This is a genomic window from Variovorax sp. 01N425 (assembly GCF_056399465.1).
Window position 1 is genome coordinate 1 of record NZ_JBFTRJ010000005.1, and the last position, 18,567, is coordinate 18,567.

Consider the following 18,567-nt stretch of genomic DNA (forward strand, 5'->3'; position numbering starts at 1 on the left):
AACCGGCTCGAGCTGTTCCTGGGCGCGGCCATCGGCGCCATCACCTTCAGCGGCTCGGTGATTGCCTTCGGCAAGCTCTCGGGCACCTACAAGTTCCGCCTGTTCCAGGGCGCGCCGGTGCAGTTCAAGGGCCAGCACATGCTGAACCTCGTGCTCGGCCTGGCCATGATCGGCCTGGGGCTGGTGTTCATGGCCACCGAAAGCTGGCCGGCCTTCTTCGCGATGCTGGCGCTGGCCTTCGTGATGGGGGTGCTCATCATCATCCCGATCGGCGGGGCCGACATGCCGGTGGTGGTGTCGATGCTCAACAGCTACTCGGGCTGGGCGGCCGCGGGCATCGGCTTCTCCTTGAACAACGCGATGCTGATCGTGGCCGGTTCGCTGGTGGGCTCGTCGGGTGCGATCCTGAGCTACATCATGTGCAAGGCCATGAACCGCTCGTTCTTCAACGTGATCCTGGGCGGCTTCGGCGGCGAGGCGGTCAGCGCGGCCGGCGGCGCCAAGGAGCAGCGGCCGGTCAAGAGCGGCAGCGCCGACGACGCGGCCTTCGTGCTGGGCAACGCCGAGACGGTGGTGATCGTGCCGGGCTACGGCCTGGCGGTGGCGCGCGCCCAGCATGCGGTGAAGGAACTCGCGGAGAAGCTCACGCACAAGGGCATCACGGTGAAGTACGCGATCCACCCGGTGGCCGGCCGCATGCCGGGCCACATGAACGTGCTGCTGGCCGAGGCCGAGGTACCCTACGACCAGGTGTTCGAGATGGAGGACATCAACGGCGAGTTCGGCCAGGCCGACGTGGCGATCATCCTGGGCGCCAACGACGTGGTGAACCCGGCGGCGCTGCAGAAGGGCAGCCCGATCTACGGCATGCCCATTCTCGAAGCCTACAAGGCCAAGACGGTGATCGTGAACAAGCGCTCCATGGCGGCGGGCTATGCCGGCCTGGACAACGAGCTGTTCTACATGGACAAGACCATGATGGTCTTTGGGGATGCGAAGAAAGTCGTCGAGGACATGGGCAAGGCTGTTGAGTAAAGGGTTAGGTGATGAACGCAACAACACTGAGCGATGGCGACACGTTGAAGCCTCATCCGATAGCAGCTTCAGTGCCTGACCTCGCTCTTCATTCACCCCATTCGGCGCGACCCGCGCCGGACCACTCCTAAGGCCCCAAATGACTTCCTCCCTCCAAGGCAAGATCGCTGTCGTGACTGGCGCGAGCACCGGCATCGGTTTGGCAATCGCCAAACGGTTTGCAGCCGAGGGCGCGCACGTCGTTATCACCGGTCGGCGCCAGAAAGAACTTGACGTCGCGGTCGCGGAAATCGGGGATCAGGCCTCCAGCGTCCGCGCCGACGTCTCCAGCCTGCAGGATCTCGACACCCTCTTCGAGACGGTCAAGCAACACCATGAACGCATCGACGTTTTGGTCGCCAATGCGGGAGGCGGCAGCATGGCTCCGCTTGGCGCGATCACGGAAGACCTGTTCGACCGGACGTTCAACACCAATGTGAAGGGGGTGCTCTTCACAGTTCAAAAGGCACTCCCCTTGTTGGCGGATGGCGCGGCAGTCATCCTGGTTGGTTCGACCAGTTCGATACATGGCGTACCTGCCTTCAGCGTCTACAGCGCCTCCAAGGCGGCAATCCGGAACTTCGCTCGCAGCTGGATTCTGGATCTCAAAGGTCGCAACATCCGCATCAATGTCCTCAGTCCCGGACCGACCAAGACGCCTGGGCTGGTGGGCCTGGTGCCAGTAGAGCACCAGCAGGGGCTGCTTGATGGTTTTGCAGGTCAGATCCCGATGGGCCGGGTTGGAGAACCCGATGAAATCGGCAAGGCCGCCGTCTTCCTGGCCTCGGACGCATCGAGCTTCGTCACCGGCATCGAGCTGTTCGTCGACGGTGGCATTGCGCAGATCTAGAGCGATGAAGCCTACGAACGTCGTATTTACTCGGCGCTTCACCGCCGCACCCCAGTCTCTTCCACTTCCTCCAAGGACCCGACCATGAAGCTCGACAACGCCACCGTCCTCGTCACCGGTGCCAACCGCGGCATCGGTCTCGCTTTCGCCCGCGCCGCTCTGGCGCGCGGCGCGCGCAAGGTCTACGCTGGATCGCGCGACCCGGCCAACGTCACGTTGGCTGGCGTCGAGCCGATTCGCCTCGACGTCACCCGGCCCGATGAGATTGCTGCAGCGGCACGCCATTGCGGCGACGTCACGCTACTGATCAACAACGCCGGTATCGCGACGCTCGGGGCATTCATTGCCGAGGGCAGTGTCGAGGCCGCCCGCGACCAGTTCGAGACCAATTTTTTCGGCCCGCTGCGCATGGCGCTCGCCTTTGCGCCGGTGCTCGCCGGCCACGGCGGCGGTGCGATCCTGAACGTCCTTTCGCTCGCGAGCTGGATCACAGCACCTCGTCTCGCAACCTATGCCGCCACCAAATCGGCCGCCTGGTCACTGACCAACAGTCTGCGCCACGAGTTGCGCGCCCAGGGCACCCAAGTGCTGGGCTTGCACATGGGGTTCGTCGACACCGACATGGCGCGCGGCAACGATCAGCCGAAGTCCAGCCCCGACGAGGTGGTGCGCCGCAGCCTCGACGCTCTCGAAGCCGGGGCCGAGGAGGTGCTGGCCGACGAGATCACGCGGCAGGTCAAGCAGGGCTTGTCGGCCGAGCCGGGCGTCTACCTTCAGACGACCTAAGGCTGAACTGCCTTCCGGCAAGCCACTGCCTCGCACCTACTGATTGAACGGCAAACACGAGACCATAGACATGGCAGAAGCTCAAACCGGCACCAAGCCCATCTCCGGGGCTCATCCGTTCGACGTGGCCGCGCTGCGAGCTTATCTCGAGTCGCGGGTCGACGGCTTCCAGGGGCCAGTCACGGTCGAGCAATTCAAGGGCGGGCAATCGAACCCAACCTACAAGCTCAGCACGCCGGAGCGCTCTTACGTGATGCGCTGCAAGCCCGGCCCGGCAGCGAAGCTGCTGGCCTCGGCGCATGCGATCGATCGTGAATTCACCGTGATGCGGGCGCTGCGCGCGACCGACGTGCCGGTCCCGGACATGTACCTGCTGTGCGAAGATGAATCCGTGATCGGCCGCGCCTTCTACGTGATGGAGTACATGTCCGGCCGCGTGATGTGGGACCAATCGATCCCCGATGCCGACCACACGCGGCGGGGTCAAATCTACGACGAGATGAACCGCGTGATCGCCGCGCTGCACAACGCAGACGTCAAGGCACTGGGTCTCGAGAACTACGGCAAGCCGGGCAACTATTTCGAGCGCCAGATCGGTCGCTGGACGAAGCAGTACCAGGCTTCAATCACGCAGCCGATCCCCGAGATGGATCGATTGATGGACTGGCTCCCCGCGCACATACCGGCCAGCGCGCGCGATGAGAGCCAAGTGTCGATCGTGCACGGCGACTACCGGCTCGACAATCTGATGTTCCACGCCACCGAGCCACGGGCGATCGCAGTGCTCGACTGGGAGCTCTCGACCATCGGCCATCCGCTGGCCGACTTGAGCTACCACTGCATGTCGTGGCACATCCAGCCGGGCCCTACCCTGGGCATTCGCGGTCTTGACCACGCCGCTCTGGGCATCCCCGACGAGAAGAGCTATGTGCGCCGCTACTGCGAGCGCACCGGCCGCACCGACCCCGACGCAGTGATGGCCGATTGGAACTTCTATCTCGCCTACAACATGTTCCGGCTCACCGGCATCCTGCAAGGAATTGCCAAACGTGTGGAGGCCGGGACAGCGTCGAGCACGCAGGCAAAGCAAGCGAGCGCCGGTGCGCGGCCGCTTGCGCAGATGGGTTGGGCACTTGCGCAATGCGCTTGAACGAACGTGCGTCCACTTCAGCGACACCCTCAGGTCATCGTCGCATGAAGAAGCAATGCAGCCGATGCAGAGTTAGACGGGTCGAGCGCAGATGAAGGGTCAGAAGCCGCACTTGGCTGCCGGCCTGCGGCTGATTGTGCTGGGCTTTTCCGCGTGACTTAGACCCAGCCTTGAGCCAGAACAACAGTATTTCCGGCTGATGGTTCAGGCCGCGGCTCAGAACTTCTCAGCGACGTGCTTTCCGAGGTCGAGTTCGACTCCATTAGGCTGCTGCAAGCCGCGCTCGAACAGGCTGCGCACGTGATCTGCGTTCTCCGGACGCCCCGCCGTGCGCCTGAAGGCGGCCATAGCGGCGGCGTAGTCCCCCGCCGGAATTGCGGTGGCCGCGTCGACAAACTCCTTCGTGCCGGAGACCCCGGCCTTGCTGAAGCCGGCGATGCGGCGAGCGAAGGTGTCGACGAACTCGTCCAGCTCGCCCTCGGGCAGAACGCGGTTGACGTAGCCGTATTCGGCGGCGAGCTTGGCCGGGAAGTCGTCTCCTCCCACCACGATCTCCATCGCGCGACCTCGGCCCACCAACTCGGCCAGTCGCCCCATCGAATTTCCGCCGGGTACGGCGCCGAAGCCGATCTCGGGCTGCCCCAGGATGGCGTTGGGCCCGGCGAAGCGGATGTCCGTGTGCAGGACGAACTCGCTTCCCGCCCCACGGACGCGGCCGTTGATGGCCGAGATAGTGAGGGCCGGGACCCTGCTGAGGCGCAAAAGAGTGTCCGGATGGGGGAGGAGCCCGGTGGGGCCCGGCGCCGTCGTGTACACACGCTGGATGTCGGACTTCAGGTCGAAGTGCGCCATGAAGAAGTCGGGATTGGCACTCTGGAACACGACGACGGTCAGATCGGGGTCCTGCTCCATGCGTGTCACCAGATCGCCAAGCTCATCGATGGTGTCCGGATCGATGAGGTTGATCGGACCGTTCTCGAAGGTCACCTTCCAGTAGGACGGCGACACCGCGCGTACTTGAAATTGGGTTCGGTTGCTCATGGGAATGATTCCTTAGATCGACATCAGATGTTGCAAATGCTGACTCGGTCAGCCCTGATCCTTGTTCGGATTGACCAGGTACTTCTCTCCGGTTGACGCCTTGCTGTAGGTCGCGATGGCATCGAGCTGCAGTGCCTCGACCATCGACACCTCCCGCGTGTAGTGGCTTGCGAAGGTTGTCTTGAGTTCGGATGCCACGCGTTGCTTCAGCCGCTCGACCTCGGCCGCGCCGACCTTCTGCAGAAACGGGAATAGCAGCCAGCCGCCCATGCCCCACGTCATGCCGAAGCCGCGGGTGAATTCCGTCGCCCCTCGATCGAGGCTGCCGTAGATGTAGACCTGCTTGTGCACGGTCGATCCGTAGCGGTTGTATTCCTTCGCGTTACGGTTCGCGGCGGCTTCCATCGCCATGAGGATCTGGCCGGCCAGCTTGCCGCCGCCTATTGCGTCGAAGGCCATCGTCGCCCCGGCTTCGGCGAGCGCGTTTGTCAGGTCGTCCATGAAGGTCAGCGACGTGCTATTACAGACGTACTTCGCGCCAAGTTCGCGCAGCAGCGTCTCGTGCTCGGGCTTGCGAACGATGTTGACAAGGCCGATCCCGTCTTTCAGGCAGACCTTGTTGAGCATCTGCCCTAGGTTCGAGGCCGCCGCGGTGTGGACCAGCGCGGTGTGGCCTTCTCGCTTCATCGTCTCGGTCATGCCTAGGGAGGTGAGCGGATTGACGAACCACGAGGCGCCCTCCGCGGCCGACGTTCCTTCGGGCAGCGGCAAGCACTGCGCGACGTTGACCGCGCAGTATTGCGAATACATCGCGCCGCCGATCACGCCCACAGTCTTGCCGAGCAAGGCCTGCGCGGCCGGTGAACTCCCGGCGTCGACCACGACGCCGGCGCCTTCGTAGCCAACCGCCACCGATTCGCCCAGACGGCCCGCCACGGCCGGCAGCATGCGCGGCGGCACGGTGGCGGTGACGACCGGGCGGTCGGCCGTGCCGGACGCCTTCGCGGTCGACATGTCGGCCATGCCAAACAGCACCATGAGGTCCGACGGGTTCATCGGAGCCGCATTGATACGCACGAGCACCTCGTCAGCTTTCGGTACGGGCATCGGCACCTCGGCGAGCGAGAGTTCAAGTTCGCCGCCGGCGCGGACGATGGAGCGGAGTTGCAGTGGCATGGAGGTGTCTTGTGAGTTGGACAAAGGCGGGGTAATGGATGCAAGACGCCTCCGATCACCAGGCCTCGTGGAAAGGCCGCACTTCCGTCAGGAACGACCAGGCCGAACGTGGCTGGTGGGTGACGTGCCAGACCTCTTCGGCGATGTCGGATGGCTTGATGAAAAAGTCATCCGGCTTGTCGGCCATTCGCGCGCGGGCCCAAGGCACGTCGATGACCGCGTCGATCATCATGAAGGACACGTGCACGCCCCGGGGCCCCATTTCGCGAGCGATGGACTCGGCCAGGATGCGCTGCGCCGCCTTGCTTGGTGCAAAGCCGGCAAAAGCAGCCTTGCCACGAACGGCCGAGGTGTTGCCTGTGACCAGCAAGGCGCCGCCCCCTGCTACCTCCAGCCGCGGCGCCGCCCACCGGGCCAGGTGTAGCAGGGCCATGACATTGATCTGGAAATTCTGCTGGAGGACTTGTGGATCGATGTCGAGGAAGTTGCCGAAGGCCCCACCCACGGCGTTGTGGATCACCACCTTGGGGACGCCGGCACGTTGCTCGATGGCATCGAGGGCGGCCGTTAGTGCCGCAGGGTCGGCCACATCGCAGGGGACCGCAAAGGCGTTTGGAAGTTCGCGCTCGAGATCGGTCAAGCGCTCGGCCGTGCGCGCGAGCATGGCCACTTGGTAGCCGCCATCGTGGAACCGCCGGGCCATTGCCGAGCCGGTGCCGGGCCCCACGCCGGTGATGATGACGAGCGGCCTCATGCGGCCTGCTCCAGGCGAGCCTGCACGAAGTGCAGGCGGTCATTGCCGAAGAACATATCGTCTCCAACGAACAGGGTCGGCGCACCAAACACGCCGCGCGACGCCGCCCCGGCAGTTGCCTCTTCCAGGAGGGTCTGCGCGGCCGGCGAGTCCATCTGCGTTTCAAGCGCCTCAGCGTCGAATCCCGCGGCGCCCAGCAGAGCTGCGACCTCGGCCGCTGTCGCCAGCGGCGCCGGAGTCGACCAAAACGCGTTGAAGATCGCGTGCACTGCCACGGGCATCGCGCCCATTTGTCCGGCCACGAGCGTGGCGCGCAACAGGCGGCTGGCGTCGATCTCCGAGGCCTGGGGATGCCGGTTGAGTGGAACCCCGTAGTGGGCCGCCCATCGGCCCATGTCGGTCATCACGTAGCGGCCTTTGGGTGCGCAGGTGATACTCGTCGGCACGTTCCCCACCGCTCTCATCAGCGCCCCAATTTCGAATGGATGGAAGGCGATCTCGACATCCATCTTCCGGACCTGAGACAGTGCAAGGAAGCTGTAGGGGCTGCGATAGTCGAAGTAGAAGTCAATCGTTTTCATTTGGGGTTCCTTTGATGCAATCCGTAGTTGTGAATGACTTTCATCGTTCGCGCCCGGCATTGAGCCCCGTTGCGAACTTCGCGAGATAGGGGCCGAACTCCGGCGCGAAGGCCGGATCGTTCGCGAGGCGGTCGAAGTGCGCCATGGCCCGGGGAAACCGCTCACGGGCGTTGGCCAGGAACGGCGCCTTTCCGAGCGCAATCAGCGCTTCGCCACGGTCCAGTTCATTGTGGAAAAGGGCGAGTTCACAGGCGAAGCAGATGTCGGCCAAACTCACCCCCTCCCCGACAAGCGCCTGGCGGGCCGGCTCCAAAGCCCGGTCGATGCCGGTCATGTACGTCGTGAATGCCTCGTCGGCGCGAGCGTGGACATCCGCTGCGAGTTCGGAACCTTGCAGGGCGAGGAGGTAGATCTGCGCGTCGCGACCGAACACCAAGCTGACATCCAGAAAGCTGTCGATCCGCGAAGCCTCGAACGGATCGTGGCCATATAGCCCGCTCGGTTCCGCCTGGTGCGCGACTGCACGCATGATGCTGTTGGATTCAAAGATGCCGGCCTTCCCGTCTCCGCTGAAAGCCGCGGGGGCTGTCCCGAACGGTTGAGCTACGAGAAAGGCGTCGGTCTTGTAGAGCTTGCGGCCCTTGAACCCGATGCGGCCCATACGCTCAGCGGCAGCGCGTTCCTCGGCAGACACTTCGCTCAACGGACGGGCGTCGAAATCCCAGAGCCAGTCCACGAGGTCGCCGCCCGCCGCGCCCCGCACCTCCAAATCGACGCCGCCGATACGCGCGGCAATGACTGCCTTCCACACACGAGGATTGGGCAAGTAGGAAAAGATCCGCACCTCGGCCATCGCGCTGTCTCCATGACGCGCCGCCAAGCCGGTGACGCAGTTGTTCGTCCAGCGGGCTGTGGGGCCGACGACTGCCGACGCCCTCCACTGTTCATGCGATCATTCTGCATGACAACCATCATCCTGTCCATCGCGTCGCATCGACAAAAGATGTTTCAACCTACAGTGGTTTACCCGCAGAGGGGATGCATCGAGCAGGACCCGAAGGCATGGCCCCGGCCGTTTGCGTTGCTGGGGCGCCGACGCACAACGACGCTGGTGCAGCCGTCGGGCGCAACTAGTGGGAACGATTTCGACCGTACTTGTCCCTGGACGGGCATGGCCGCCAGAGACGTGGCAGGGCGCGCATTGCTAGCGCGGCGGACGTATACGCTTTGAAGGGAGACCTGACAGCGACAGCTTTCCCTACCGTGCCACGACTCAGGTTTTGTCCTGGTTGTCTGAGGGCGCCCGCTCATTGGGCTCATTGAACGCCACGAGCTGCTCGCGTACCCTGCGGAGCAGGTCGTCCGACCGGGCAGGATCTGTAATCGCCCGCGAGAGGGCCAGAGCACCCACCATGGCGCTGACGGCCAACATCGCTCTGGAATCGTCGTCGTCGCCAAGGTGCCGCCGAGCGGCGGCAATATAGTCCTCGATGGAGCCCGCCATGATCGACTTGGACTGGGCGTCGGCGCGTCCGGCATCGGAGATCAATGCTGAGACTGCGCACCCAGTGCTGCGCGAGTCCCGATGGCTAGAGCTCAGATAGTCGCTAACGAAGCCGGCGAAGCCGGTAGTGCGCACTGATTTCTCCCTCGCCGCCGACCGACGTACACCATCAACCAGGGCTCGCCTGAGGGCCTGGGCGAGCAAGTCCGCACGAGATGCAAAATGGCCGTAGAAGCCGCCATGCGTGAGATTCACGCTCTTCATGAGCTTGCCCACACTCACCGACTCGAGTCCGCCGTCTCGAATCTGGTCGGCGGCCTCTTTCAGGATCCGCTCTCGACTTTGCGCTTTCTCGGCCTGCGAATGTCCCAAGGCAAATGCCCCTATGCAATCCGACCATCTGGATGACGGTCGACATCCCATTGTAGGCATTGATGACCGGAGATGCATTCGGCCCTGGCGCATCGCTTGCGCCTCCACTTCAAGCCAGCGAGAGCAGCGCTCGAACCAACTGCTGCGGCATGGACAGGAATGGGCTGTGATCCGAGTCCAGTTGCAGTACCTGCGTCTTGTTGTCAGGTGTCGCGGTGTCTGCCTGTGCCACCATCAGGTCCTGGGCCGCCGGCGGGATGGTGTTGTCCGCGCTGGTCCGGATGTAAGTACGCGGGATGGCTCCCCAGCGCTGCACCGACGTGGCAATTGGGGTGACCATCGCACCTATCGGAATATCCGGCGACAGCAAATTGAGGGCGGCGCGCGCTGTGACGGCGTCCACTTTCCCGTAAAGCAGATTGATAAGCCCCGCGCGATAGCCATCGTCCGTGGATGCGGGGTCGAGTCGCAGGGCTCCGGTGACTCCAGGATCGCTGCGCAGCAGCGGTGTCAAAAGCGATGGGGGTGCCTGTTCATCCGGGGGGAATGCCACCATCGGCTGGCCGTCCTTGGGCATGAATGCCGCGAGATAAACCAGGCGCGCAATCTTGCCGGGGCCCAGCAGTTCAGCGGCAGCATGGATTGCACCGCCGCCCATGCTGTGGCCCACGACGATCGGCGCCGGGAAGCCGGCGGCGAGCAGGGATTCGACGGCATCAGCCACGGCCCGAGCGTAGTCGGCCAACGTGATACCCGCGATCGGTGAGACTTCAGTCGCCAGTGCCGCCGTTCGGGGCTGAACGTCGAACGCCGCAGGGAATGCCGCATTGAGACCATGCCCCGGCAAGTCGATCGCCAGCACCGGGTGGCCGGCCGCAGCCAGCATTGGGCTGATCTTGCCCCAGCACCAGGTGCCGTGCCAGGCGCCGTGAACCAGCAGGATTGGGCTTTTTGGCGAGAGCGCTGGCGCCTGTTCTGCGTGCGTTCCCGAGCAGCCGGCCAGAGCCGCACCGGAGGCTGCAAGGGCAGATGAGATGATGGCGCGTCGAGAAACAGGCATCGCGATGTCTCCGTTGATTTGGTTCCGGAGCATCGGTGGTGTGCGGCACTGGCCCTACTGCCTCAGTGCAATTCGGCGGCTTGCGTGCAAATCGTCGACTCGGGATTTTCCCTCTTGTGAGTCGACTACTGCCGGACCATCGTCGTTTCCAGTGAACTCCATAACACCCTTCCCTCCCATCGAGTTCGATCACGGGGACACAAGCCTGCGCGGCCTCCGTGTGGCGGACAGCCATGATGTCGATGAATCACCCCAGCAAACCGCGCCCTTCTTTGGCGAATGCCGGCTTCAGCGGCTGCGGCGTGACGATGTGTTCCATGGCACGCTCGATTGCGTTCCCATGGGACCGGTGTCATTCAATCGCACGCGCTGGGGCGCGCGTGTTGCGCTCCAGCCTGTGTCAGAGGCCCTGCAGGGCTACTACCTGATCAGCCTGCCGACTCGGGGCGTAGCGCAAGTACGCCAGGGCGACGAATTGCACCAGCTGGTTGCGCAGAGTCCAGGCGTCTTCAGTCCAGTTCGCACCTTCTCGATGGAAGTGCATGAGGGATATGACCAACTGCTGATCCGCGTTGATAGCTCGTTGATTGCAGATGCTTGGCAGGGGCTGACCGGCCGCCCGCTGATAGCACCTTTAATCTTCGAAACGTCCCTGCCCGCGCGCCCGCAGCTGAGCCAGGCGTGGCGCGGCATCGTCGCCCTTGCTGGTATGGCGTCGGCGCTCCCGTCAGCCGGCAAGGCGCGGCAATTCGCACAAGCATCACTGGCAGACGCATTGGCATCGCTTCTGCTGACCCAGCATGCCCACAACCAGCAGTCCACGCTCGACGCAGGTGCAAGCTGCATGGCCTCGTCGCGGATCGTCAGGCAAGCCGAGGAGTTCATGCTGCGCCGGCTGCGAGCCCACGTCTCGGTGAACGACCTTTGCATCGAATGCGGCGTGTCTCGCCGCACGCTGTTCGCCGCCTTTCAGTCTTGCCACGGCGCAGGCCCGATGACCTGGCTACGGGAAAGGCGGATGGAAGCCGTGCGGGGCGCGCTGCAGAAACCGAGCCGCGGCGGAATTCGCGTTGCCGACATCGCTCTCGAGTACGGCTTCGCCCATGTCGGCGACTTTGCCGGGGCGTACCGACGGCAATTTGGCGAAGCGCCATCGCAGACGTTGAGGCGCGGCCGGGCATATGCCTGAGACTCCGCCAAGATGGAGATTCCGAAGAGCACTCGCTTTTCCGACCGCACGTGATCGTCGAAGCCATCAAAGAGGTACGGGTCGGACGGGCAAACAAAGCAGAACGCGGGAACGTGGAGATGTCATGTTGCTGGCCCTTGTCTGATCATGGATCGGGCCGTTTCACGGCACCACAAGTCATATCATCCAGAAACTTCATGCGCCGAGCCCGGTTCTTCTTCACCGCGTATTCGGCGCTGGCAAAGGTGCGTTGTGTCATGTTCGTGACGGCGCACATTCCAGTGGATCCAACAGTGCACGAATACTTAGGACGACCGGCAAACAAGTTGTTTCACTAGACGTGACAGCAGCCCAGCTTGCTTGCCGCGACCACCTTCAGGCAACGGAACGTTTGCCCCTCCTCGATTCAAGAATGAATACCTATGAGCCAGCCTCCCCCATTTCCATCGGAATCAGCTCTGGGTGCAATTGGAAATACACCGGTCGTAAAACTTCGGCGGGTGGTGCCGGATGGCAGTGCATCTGTATACGTGAAGCTGGAGTACTTCAATCCAACAGGTTCATACAAAGATCGCATGGCGAAGACAATGGTCGAGCAAGCGGAGGCCCGAGGAACTCTCAAGCCAGGCATGACTGTCGTCGAGGCAAGCGGGGGAAGCACCGGTTCCTCTCTTGCATTTGTCTGTGCAGTGAAGGGCTATCGATTTCGGATCGTTTCATCCAACGCATTTGCCCAAGAGAAACTGAAAACGATGGCTGCGTTCGGCGCAGAGGTTGAGCTAATTCACAGTCCGTCCGGGAAGATTTCGGCAAACTTGATTCCTTCGATGATCCAGCGATCGAAAGAGATCGCCGACGGGGCAAATTTCTATCTGACGGACCAGTTCAACAACTGTGACGCTCTTCTCGGATACGAGCAGATCGGCGTCGAACTCGTCAAGCAGTTTCCCAACGGCATTTCGGCCTTCTGCGGAGCAGTAGGAGTGGCAGGCATGGTAATGGGAGTGTCGAGAGCCCTCAAAGCAGCTGCCCAAGATACGCGAATTGTCGTCCTCGAGCCTGCTACTTCGCCCCTTCTATCTCTCGGCCACCACGGCGAGCACCATGTCGAGGGAATTGGCATCGGCTTCGTTCCACCGCTGCTGGATCGAGACCTCTATGACGAAGTACGGGCAATCTCCGAAGACGAGGCGCGTCGGATGTGCCGGCGCCTGGCAAGCGAAGAAGGATTGCTTGCCGGGACATCGACCGGTTTGAACGTGACTGCGGCAATAGAGCTCGCCCGTGAACTTGGACCCGATGCGATAGTCGTTACTGTCGCATCAGATACGGGCCTGAAATATATGAACGGCAATCTCTTCTCCGCGCCTTCTGCGTAAGTGAGGGACTGTGGATTGCAGATGGCCTGGTCATCACCTGTTCCGCTGGGATGCATCCAGAAACTGAGCTGGTCAACACGATGATGCATGCAGGCGTCGAGGCGGTGATCAATCCGAAGATCTGCCCGTCTTCCGGAAGGAAATCAACAACCCGTCTATTAAGCCGCGGGCTCACCAAGCATCCTCGCAAGCAGGCCTTGGTGGAGTTCGTGCTGTAAGCTCAAGTACAACCGTTGATACTTGCGCATGTCAAGTCAGAATGCGTAGGCCAAGTGCAATGCCGCGGTTGGCGAAGCCCATGGCGCAAGCTCGGACAGCGAAACGGATGCAAACCCCAGGTCAAACTCTCTTGTTGAAGGCAAAGCTTGCACTCCCGCCTGCTCAGCCAATGAGCTTGTCGCGTCTGCGCTTGCTTGATCTGATTTCCGGATCATTGAAGCAGCCGTTGACGCTTCTCTGCGCTCCAGCGGGATTCGGCAAAACCACATTGCTTTCGGCTTGGATCAACGAAAGCGTGGATCGACCTGCCGTGGCGTGGCTGGGGTTGGACGAGGACGACAGCGACCCGGTGCGCTTCTTCGACTATCTGAGAGGTGCCTTGCAAGGTGCCAATGTCGGCGTGGGATGCTCGGCGACGGCCCCGCTCTCCGGAGCAGGGTCGCCGACCCCGAAGGATCGGATGGCATCGTTGCTGGACGATCTCACCGAACTGGACCATCCAGTAGTGCTGGTGCTCGACGACTATCAGGCGATCGACAACCCAGAACTCGATGCGGCGCTGACCTTTCTCGTCGAGCATCTGCCAGAGCATCTGCGACTGATCGTCGCGACTCGCAAGGATCCGCAGTGGCCACTTTCCCGTTGGCGTACGCGGCAATGGATTGCCGAGGTCGGCGTCGACCAGTTGCGATTCACGCCGGATGAAGCCATGGCATTCCTCGTCCGGAGCATGGGGCTGACACTCGATGCCGAATCGGCTCGGACACTTGCAGCCCGTACCGAAGGCTGGGTGGCGGGGCTCCAGATCGCCGCGCTCTCGCTGCAGCGGCACGTGCAGTTGCAGGGAACTGCGAACCTGGCACAGGTCGCCGCTGCATTCAGTGGTGAGCACAGGCACGTGATCGACTACCTGGCAGCCGAGGTCATGCGCCAGCAACCTCGGGAGCTGCAGGACTTCCTGCGAAAAACCTGCATCCTCGACCGCTTCTCCGCCGATCTTTGCGATGCAGTCACCGAGCGCACCGACAGCCGGCAGATGCTTGCCCAGGTGGAGCGCGCCAACCTTTTCTTGCGGCGGCTGGATGACCAGGGCCGCTGGTTCCGTTATCACCAGCTCCTGGCGGATTTTCTTCGCGAAGGCCTGGCCGACCCGGAGCGGATCGAGTTGCATCGTCGAGCCAGTGCATGGTTCGAATCTCACGGGATGGGAAAGGACGCGATCAAGCATGCGCTCGCGGCCCGCAGCGACGCAGATGCAGTGCGACTCTTTCGCGGTCTTGTGGAGGACATGCTCGCCCGTGGCGAACTGCCCACGCTGCTGGCATGGCTCGAAATGCTGCCGGCATCCCTTGTGCGCCAGCATCAGGACCTTGCGGGATATCAAGCGTGGCTTCTGTTCATGAGTGGCCGCACCGCGGAAGCCGAGGAGTACTACGCTTTGACTGGCACGCCGAATGTGGCGGAAAGCTCCCAGGAACACAAAGGCATCCTGTTTGCACTCCAGGCCTTTCTCGCGATCACGTCGGACAATCCGGCCCGCGCGATCGAGCTGTCCCGCCAAGCGCTGGATCAGTTGAGAAGCAGCACCTCGTTCTTCCGGGTTTGGGCTCTTTTCTACCAAGGGTTGGGTCTGCTTCGCACCGGCCTGCCGAAGCCGGCCACCGAAATGCTGCGGCAAGCGCTTGAGCTGGGATGGGCCTTCGGGCATCGCATGACCGCGCTTGACGCGCTGGCCCATCTCGCACCGTTGATGAGCGCACAGGGCCAACTGCGCGAAGCGCAGCTGCTCTGCCGCACGTCGCTGGAGCGCTGTTCGCCTTCCGACGAAGCGCAGGCGCCCATCAGCGGCCTCATCCTGATACCGATGGGCATGCTGGCATATGAACGAAACGAATTGCAGGAGGCGGTCGAGCTGCTTGAGGCGGGTGTCGCGCTGTGCGGGCAGCTTGGCAACCTGTACCACACGCTGGCCGGAGAGTGTGCTCTCGCCAAGGTCCACCATGCACGCGGTGCGCGCGAGCAGGCATGGAATGCATTGGCGGCGGCCCAGGATCTGGCGGATCGCTCTCGCAATACACGGCGCCAGCGCATGGTGCGCATGGCTGTCGCGGACCTCCAGCTTCGCGAGGGCAACGTCGCTGCGGCGAAGCAAACCTTCGAGGAGATTCGCGCTGCTGTCGAGTCATCTGTCGAGGGACAACTCCTGCACGCTCGCTTGCTGCTCGCGAGCAGCCACGCGCTTGCCGCGCTTCGCATGCTCGGCACGGTCGAGGCGTCGTGTCGCAGCCAGGGGCAGGCCGGCCTGCTCGTCACGGTCCATGTGCTGCAGGCGCTGGGGCATCGCGCCAACGGCGGCCGAGGCGCAACGCTCGAGCATCTCGAGACGGCCGTGTCGTTGGCTGCTTCGGGCGGCTATGTTCGCCCATTTCTCGATGGGGATGCCGCATTGGCCGGACTGCTGCGCCAAGTGAGCGGCGCCGCGCCAGCGTTCCTCGGCGGCCTCCTCGAACAGTTCCGCCAGCCGGCGGACGAAGACGTTGTCGAGGCGAACACGGCAGGACTCACCCGGACCCAGCTCGAGGTGCTGCGCCTGGTCAGTCAAGGACTTGCCAATCAGCAGATCGCGACGCAGCTCGTGATCACGTTGGGCACAGCCAAGTGGCACGTCAGCCAGATCTTCGAGAAACTCGGCGTGCGCAACCGTGCCCAGGCGATTGCCAAGGCGCGCCAATCGAATCTCCTGTAGGTGTTTTCCCGGGACGGGGCATCCAACCTATCTTTCGGCAGGTGGCGGATAGGCGAGATTTCGCCGCCGGATCACTAAATTCTGCTCTCGCGACGACGGTGGGTCGTTGCAAGAACAGGAGACACGAATGTCGGAGCCCAGGGCAAGCGAGACGCGCGGCGAAGCCGCGTCGCTGCAGTGCGACCTGCTCGTGGTCGGCTCCGGAGCGTCAGGCTTGGCGGCAGCCGTGACAGCCGCGTGGCATGGCCTCAAGGTGGTGGTGGTGGAAAAGGAAGCCGTCTTCGGCGGTGCCACGGCGTGGTCGGGTGGTTGGATGTGGGTTCCTGGCAATCCACTCGCCCAGCGTGCTGGTATCCATGAAGACCCGCAGCAGCCGCGAACCTATCTCCGGAATGAACTGGGCGCGCGATATGACGCTGCGCGGATCGATGCGTTCCTCGACAACTGCCCGCGCATGGTCGCCTTTTTCGAGGAACACACCGACCTGCAGTTCGTCGATGGGAACGCCATTCCCGATATCCACGGGAACGTGGCAGGCGCCGGCACACAAGGCCACCAAGTCATCGCCGCGCCATACGACGGCCGCGAACTCGGTCCATTCGTGCAGCGCCTGCGCAAGACAATGCGCGAAACCTCGTTCATGGGCATGCCGATCATGGCGGGCGCCGACCTCGCGGCCTTCCTGAACATGACACGCTCGCTGAAGTCGCTGCTCCACGTGAGCAGGCGCTTCATCCGGCACCTGATGGACTTGGCGCTGTATGGACGTGCGATGCAATTGGTCAATGGCGTCGCACTCATCGGCCGGCTGGCGAAGTCCGCCGAAAAACTGGGCGTGACACTCATCGAGTTGGCGCCTGCAAAGCGCTTGATCGTGGAGAACCGCGCAGTGCGCGGTGCCATCGTGGCGTCGGCACGAGGCGATATCGAAATTCGCGCGGCCCAAGGCGTGGTCCTGGCGGCAGGCGGATTCCCCCATGACGCGAACCGCCGCAGGTCGCTGTTCCCTCGCACACCGACCGGCGAAGAGCATCTCGCGTTGCCGCCCACAGGATGCGCCGGTGACGGCATCAGCCTCGGCGAATCGGCAGGCGGGTGCCTGGTGACGGATCTCGCTTCACCCGTGGCCTGGGCGCCGGTCTCACGGGTTCGACATGGCGATGGCAGCGTCGGGCACTTCCCGCACATCATTGATCGGGCCAAGCCTGGGCTGATTGGCGTGCTGTCGGATGGCAAACGATTCGTGAACGAAGCCGATGGCTACTACGACTACACCGCTGCCATGGTCGCGAAAGCGCCCGAAGGTCAGGAGGTCGCGTCGTGGCTGATTTGCGATCACCGCTTCCAGAGGCGCTATGGCCTCGGCCATGCACGCCCATTCCCGATTCCTGTCGGACCTTCCATCCGAAGCGGCTATCTCCAGCGAGCCGACACCCTCGAGGACCTTGCCGAGCGCTGCGGCATCGACGCCGCGGGCCTGGTCGAAACCGTTGGTCGCTACAACCGGCACGCGCGCCGGGGCGACGACCCGGAGTTCGGCCGTGGCTCCACGCCCTACAACCGCAAGCAGGGGGACCCGCGATACGCGGGGCCGAACCCGTGCGTGGCACCGATCGAGCAAGGACCCTTTTATGCCGTGAAAGTGCTGCCCGGCAGTTTCGGAACCTTCGCCGGCCTCAAGACGAATGGCGCGGCCCAGGTGCTCGACCGAAGCGACCGGCCGATCGCCGGCCTGTACGCCGTGGGGACGGACATGGCCAGCGTGATGGGCGGCCACTACCCATCCGGCGGCATCAATCTCGGCCCGGCCATGACCTTCGGATACATCGCGGGCCGCCACGCAGCGGGCTTCGAATTTTCGCAACACAGCATCAGGAACAGCCAGTGAGCACGACAAATCATCCAATTCAGACCGCCATCGTCACCGGTGGCGCCCGCGGGCTCGGGCTCGGCATCGCCAAGCGATTGGCCTCGGAAGGACGCAGGATCATCCTGTGGGATCTGGATTTCGAGAACTTCGCCACATCCCAGGCCGGCTTCGAACCTTTGTTGATGCAGCAGGTCAATGTGGCCGACCTGCCGTCCGTGGCGAAGGCGTTCAACGAGGCCCGGTTGGCGGCCGGGCGCGTCGACATCCTGATCAACAACGCGGGCATCAACGGCCCCATCGCCCCCACGTGGGAGTACCCCGTCGACCAGTGGCAGCGCGTGCTCGATATCGACCTGACCGGGGTCTTCAACTGCTGTCGCACGGCGATACCGCACTTGATCGCGAACGGCTATGGCCGCATCGTCAACGTCGCGTCGGTCGCCGGCAAGGAAGGCAATCCGAACGGAAGCGCCTATGCCGCAGCCAAGGGTGGCGTGATTGCCTATACGAAATCGATCTCGAAGGAGCTCGCGCAATCCGGTGTGCTGGTCAACTGCGTGGCGCCGACGATGGCCGAGACCGACCTGCTCAAGCAGATGACGCCCGACTTCATTGCATCGATCAAGGCGAAGATTCCGATGCGGCGGCTCATGGAGATCGAGGAGCTCGCGGCGATGGTCGCGTGGATCGCGAGCGCGGATTGCAGCTTCACGACCGGCTTCACCTTCGACCTGACCGGCGGGCGAGCAACCTATTGATATACGCAGGTGCCACTCCGAACGAGCCAGGCTCGCGCAGTCCCCCCAACGCTCCCAT

General features: G+C 63.2%; 16 protein-coding genes. 9 read left to right on the forward strand and 7 right to left on the reverse strand.

The genetic code is table 11. The features are described from left to right. The 4 genes from AC1DSC_RS09940 to AC1DSC_RS09955 form a co-directional block, all read left to right on the forward strand. The coding region (locus tag AC1DSC_RS09940) for an NAD(P)(+) transhydrogenase (Re/Si-specific) subunit beta (protein ID WP_478131805.1) at positions 1-1,035 on the forward strand (1,035 nt) is incomplete at its 5' end. Positions 1,036-1,174: 139 nt separating this feature from the next. Then, positions 1,175-1,924: an SDR family NAD(P)-dependent oxidoreductase gene (locus AC1DSC_RS09945; protein WP_412512177.1), complete on the forward strand. Its 750-nt coding sequence runs from the start codon at positions 1,175-1,177 to the stop codon at positions 1,922-1,924. Between the two features lie 84 nt (positions 1,925-2,008). Beyond that, entirely contained in the window at positions 2,009-2,710 is a 702-nt protein-coding gene (locus AC1DSC_RS09950; protein ID WP_436288756.1) for an SDR family oxidoreductase, read from the forward strand. Between the two features lie 70 nt (positions 2,711-2,780). Next, positions 2,781-3,860, forward strand: coding sequence for a phosphotransferase (locus tag AC1DSC_RS09955; protein WP_412512179.1), 1,080 nt, complete (start codon positions 2,781-2,783; stop codon positions 3,858-3,860). Between the two features lie 216 nt (positions 3,861-4,076). Here AC1DSC_RS09955 and AC1DSC_RS09960 read toward each other — a convergent pair whose 3' ends face one another. From AC1DSC_RS09960 to AC1DSC_RS09990, 7 genes are all read right to left on the reverse strand, one after another. After that, positions 4,077-4,901 (reverse strand): enoyl-CoA hydratase/isomerase family protein, encoded by an 825-nt coding sequence (locus AC1DSC_RS09960; RefSeq protein ID WP_412512180.1) that lies wholly within the window; start codon positions 4,899-4,901, stop codon positions 4,077-4,079. A 48-nt stretch (positions 4,902-4,949) separates the two neighbouring features. Continuing rightward, positions 4,950-6,077: a zinc-binding dehydrogenase gene (locus tag AC1DSC_RS09965; protein ID WP_412512181.1), complete on the reverse strand. Its 1,128-nt coding sequence runs from the start codon at positions 6,075-6,077 to the stop codon at positions 4,950-4,952. A 55-nt stretch (positions 6,078-6,132) separates the two neighbouring features. After that, positions 6,133-6,831, reverse strand: coding sequence for an SDR family NAD(P)-dependent oxidoreductase (locus tag AC1DSC_RS09970; RefSeq protein WP_436037884.1), 699 nt, complete (start codon positions 6,829-6,831; stop codon positions 6,133-6,135). Continuing rightward, positions 6,828-7,412, reverse strand: coding sequence for a 2-hydroxychromene-2-carboxylate isomerase (locus tag AC1DSC_RS09975; RefSeq protein WP_436037886.1), 585 nt, complete (start codon positions 7,410-7,412; stop codon positions 6,828-6,830). The genes AC1DSC_RS09970 and AC1DSC_RS09975 overlap by 4 nt, the downstream gene beginning before the upstream one ends. A 40-nt stretch (positions 7,413-7,452) precedes the next feature. Further along, on the reverse strand, positions 7,453-8,265 hold the full coding sequence (locus tag AC1DSC_RS09980; RefSeq protein WP_436037888.1) for a glutathione S-transferase family protein: 813 nt from the start codon (positions 8,263-8,265) through the stop codon (positions 7,453-7,455). 420 nt (positions 8,266-8,685) lie between these two features. Next, complete coding sequence (locus tag AC1DSC_RS09985; RefSeq protein ID WP_412512185.1) at positions 8,686-9,288, reverse strand: TetR/AcrR family transcriptional regulator; 603 nt, start codon at positions 9,286-9,288, stop codon at positions 8,686-8,688. Between the two features lie 109 nt (positions 9,289-9,397). Continuing rightward, a complete protein-coding gene (locus AC1DSC_RS09990; protein WP_412512186.1) occupies positions 9,398-10,348 on the reverse strand; it encodes an alpha/beta fold hydrolase in 951 nt (316 codons plus the stop codon). Positions 10,349-10,568: 220 nt separating this feature from the next. Here AC1DSC_RS09990 and AC1DSC_RS09995 point away from each other — a divergent pair, with 220 nt between their 5' ends. The 5 genes from AC1DSC_RS09995 (at position 10,569) to AC1DSC_RS10015 (ending at position 18,509) form a co-directional block, all read left to right on the forward strand. Beyond that, a complete protein-coding gene (locus tag AC1DSC_RS09995) occupies positions 10,569-11,537 on the forward strand; it encodes a cupin domain-containing protein (protein WP_436289924.1) in 969 nt (322 codons plus the stop codon). 422 nt (positions 11,538-11,959) lie between these two features. Further along, positions 11,960-12,916 carry a PLP-dependent cysteine synthase family protein gene (locus AC1DSC_RS10000; RefSeq protein ID WP_412512188.1) on the forward strand — a complete coding sequence of 319 codons (957 nt, stop codon included), beginning with the start codon at positions 11,960-11,962 and terminating at the stop codon, positions 12,914-12,916. 349 nt (positions 12,917-13,265) lie between these two features. Continuing rightward, positions 13,266-15,881, forward strand: a complete 2,616-nt coding sequence (locus AC1DSC_RS10005) for a winged helix-turn-helix domain-containing protein (RefSeq protein WP_478131806.1) — start codon at positions 13,266-13,268, stop codon at positions 15,879-15,881. Positions 15,882-16,008: 127 nt separating this feature from the next. After that, positions 16,009-17,769 carry an FAD-dependent oxidoreductase gene (locus AC1DSC_RS10010; RefSeq protein ID WP_412512190.1) on the forward strand — a complete coding sequence of 587 codons (1,761 nt, stop codon included), beginning with the start codon at positions 16,009-16,011 and terminating at the stop codon, positions 17,767-17,769. Then, entirely contained in the window at positions 17,766-18,509 is a 744-nt protein-coding gene (locus AC1DSC_RS10015; RefSeq protein ID WP_369665008.1) for an SDR family NAD(P)-dependent oxidoreductase, read from the forward strand. Before AC1DSC_RS10010 ends, AC1DSC_RS10015 begins: the two co-directional genes overlap by 4 nt. The last annotated feature ends 58 nt before the right edge of the window (positions 18,510-18,567 follow it).

Bases quoted from the DNA above. Each gene is read 5' to 3' on its own strand.
- AC1DSC_RS09945 (WP_412512177.1), top strand. From the start codon at position 1,175: ATGACTTCCTCCCTCCAAGGCAAGATCGCTGTCGTGACTGGCGCGAGC.
- AC1DSC_RS09950 (WP_436288756.1), top strand. From the start codon at position 2,009: ATGAAGCTCGACAACGCCACCGTCCTCGTCACCGGTGCCAACCGCGGC.
- AC1DSC_RS09955 (WP_412512179.1), top strand. From the start codon at position 2,781: ATGGCAGAAGCTCAAACCGGCACCAAGCCCATCTCCGGGGCTCATCCG.
- AC1DSC_RS09960 (WP_412512180.1), bottom strand. From the start codon at position 4,901: ATGAGCAACCGAACCCAATTTCAAGTACGCGCGGTGTCGCCGTCCTAC.
- AC1DSC_RS09965 (WP_412512181.1), bottom strand. From the start codon at position 6,077: ATGCCACTGCAACTCCGCTCCATCGTCCGCGCCGGCGGCGAACTTGAA.
- AC1DSC_RS09970 (WP_436037884.1), bottom strand. From the start codon at position 6,831: ATGAGGCCGCTCGTCATCATCACCGGCGTGGGGCCCGGCACCGGCTCG.
- AC1DSC_RS09975 (WP_436037886.1), bottom strand. From the start codon at position 7,412: ATGAAAACGATTGACTTCTACTTCGACTATCGCAGCCCCTACAGCTTC.
- AC1DSC_RS09980 (WP_436037888.1), bottom strand. From the start codon at position 8,265: ATGGCCGAGGTGCGGATCTTTTCCTACTTGCCCAATCCTCGTGTGTGG.
- AC1DSC_RS09990 (WP_412512186.1), bottom strand. From the start codon at position 10,348: ATGCCTGTTTCTCGACGCGCCATCATCTCATCTGCCCTTGCAGCCTCC.
- AC1DSC_RS10000 (WP_412512188.1), top strand. From the start codon at position 11,960: ATGAGCCAGCCTCCCCCATTTCCATCGGAATCAGCTCTGGGTGCAATT.
- AC1DSC_RS10010 (WP_412512190.1), top strand. From the start codon at position 16,009: ATGTCGGAGCCCAGGGCAAGCGAGACGCGCGGCGAAGCCGCGTCGCTG.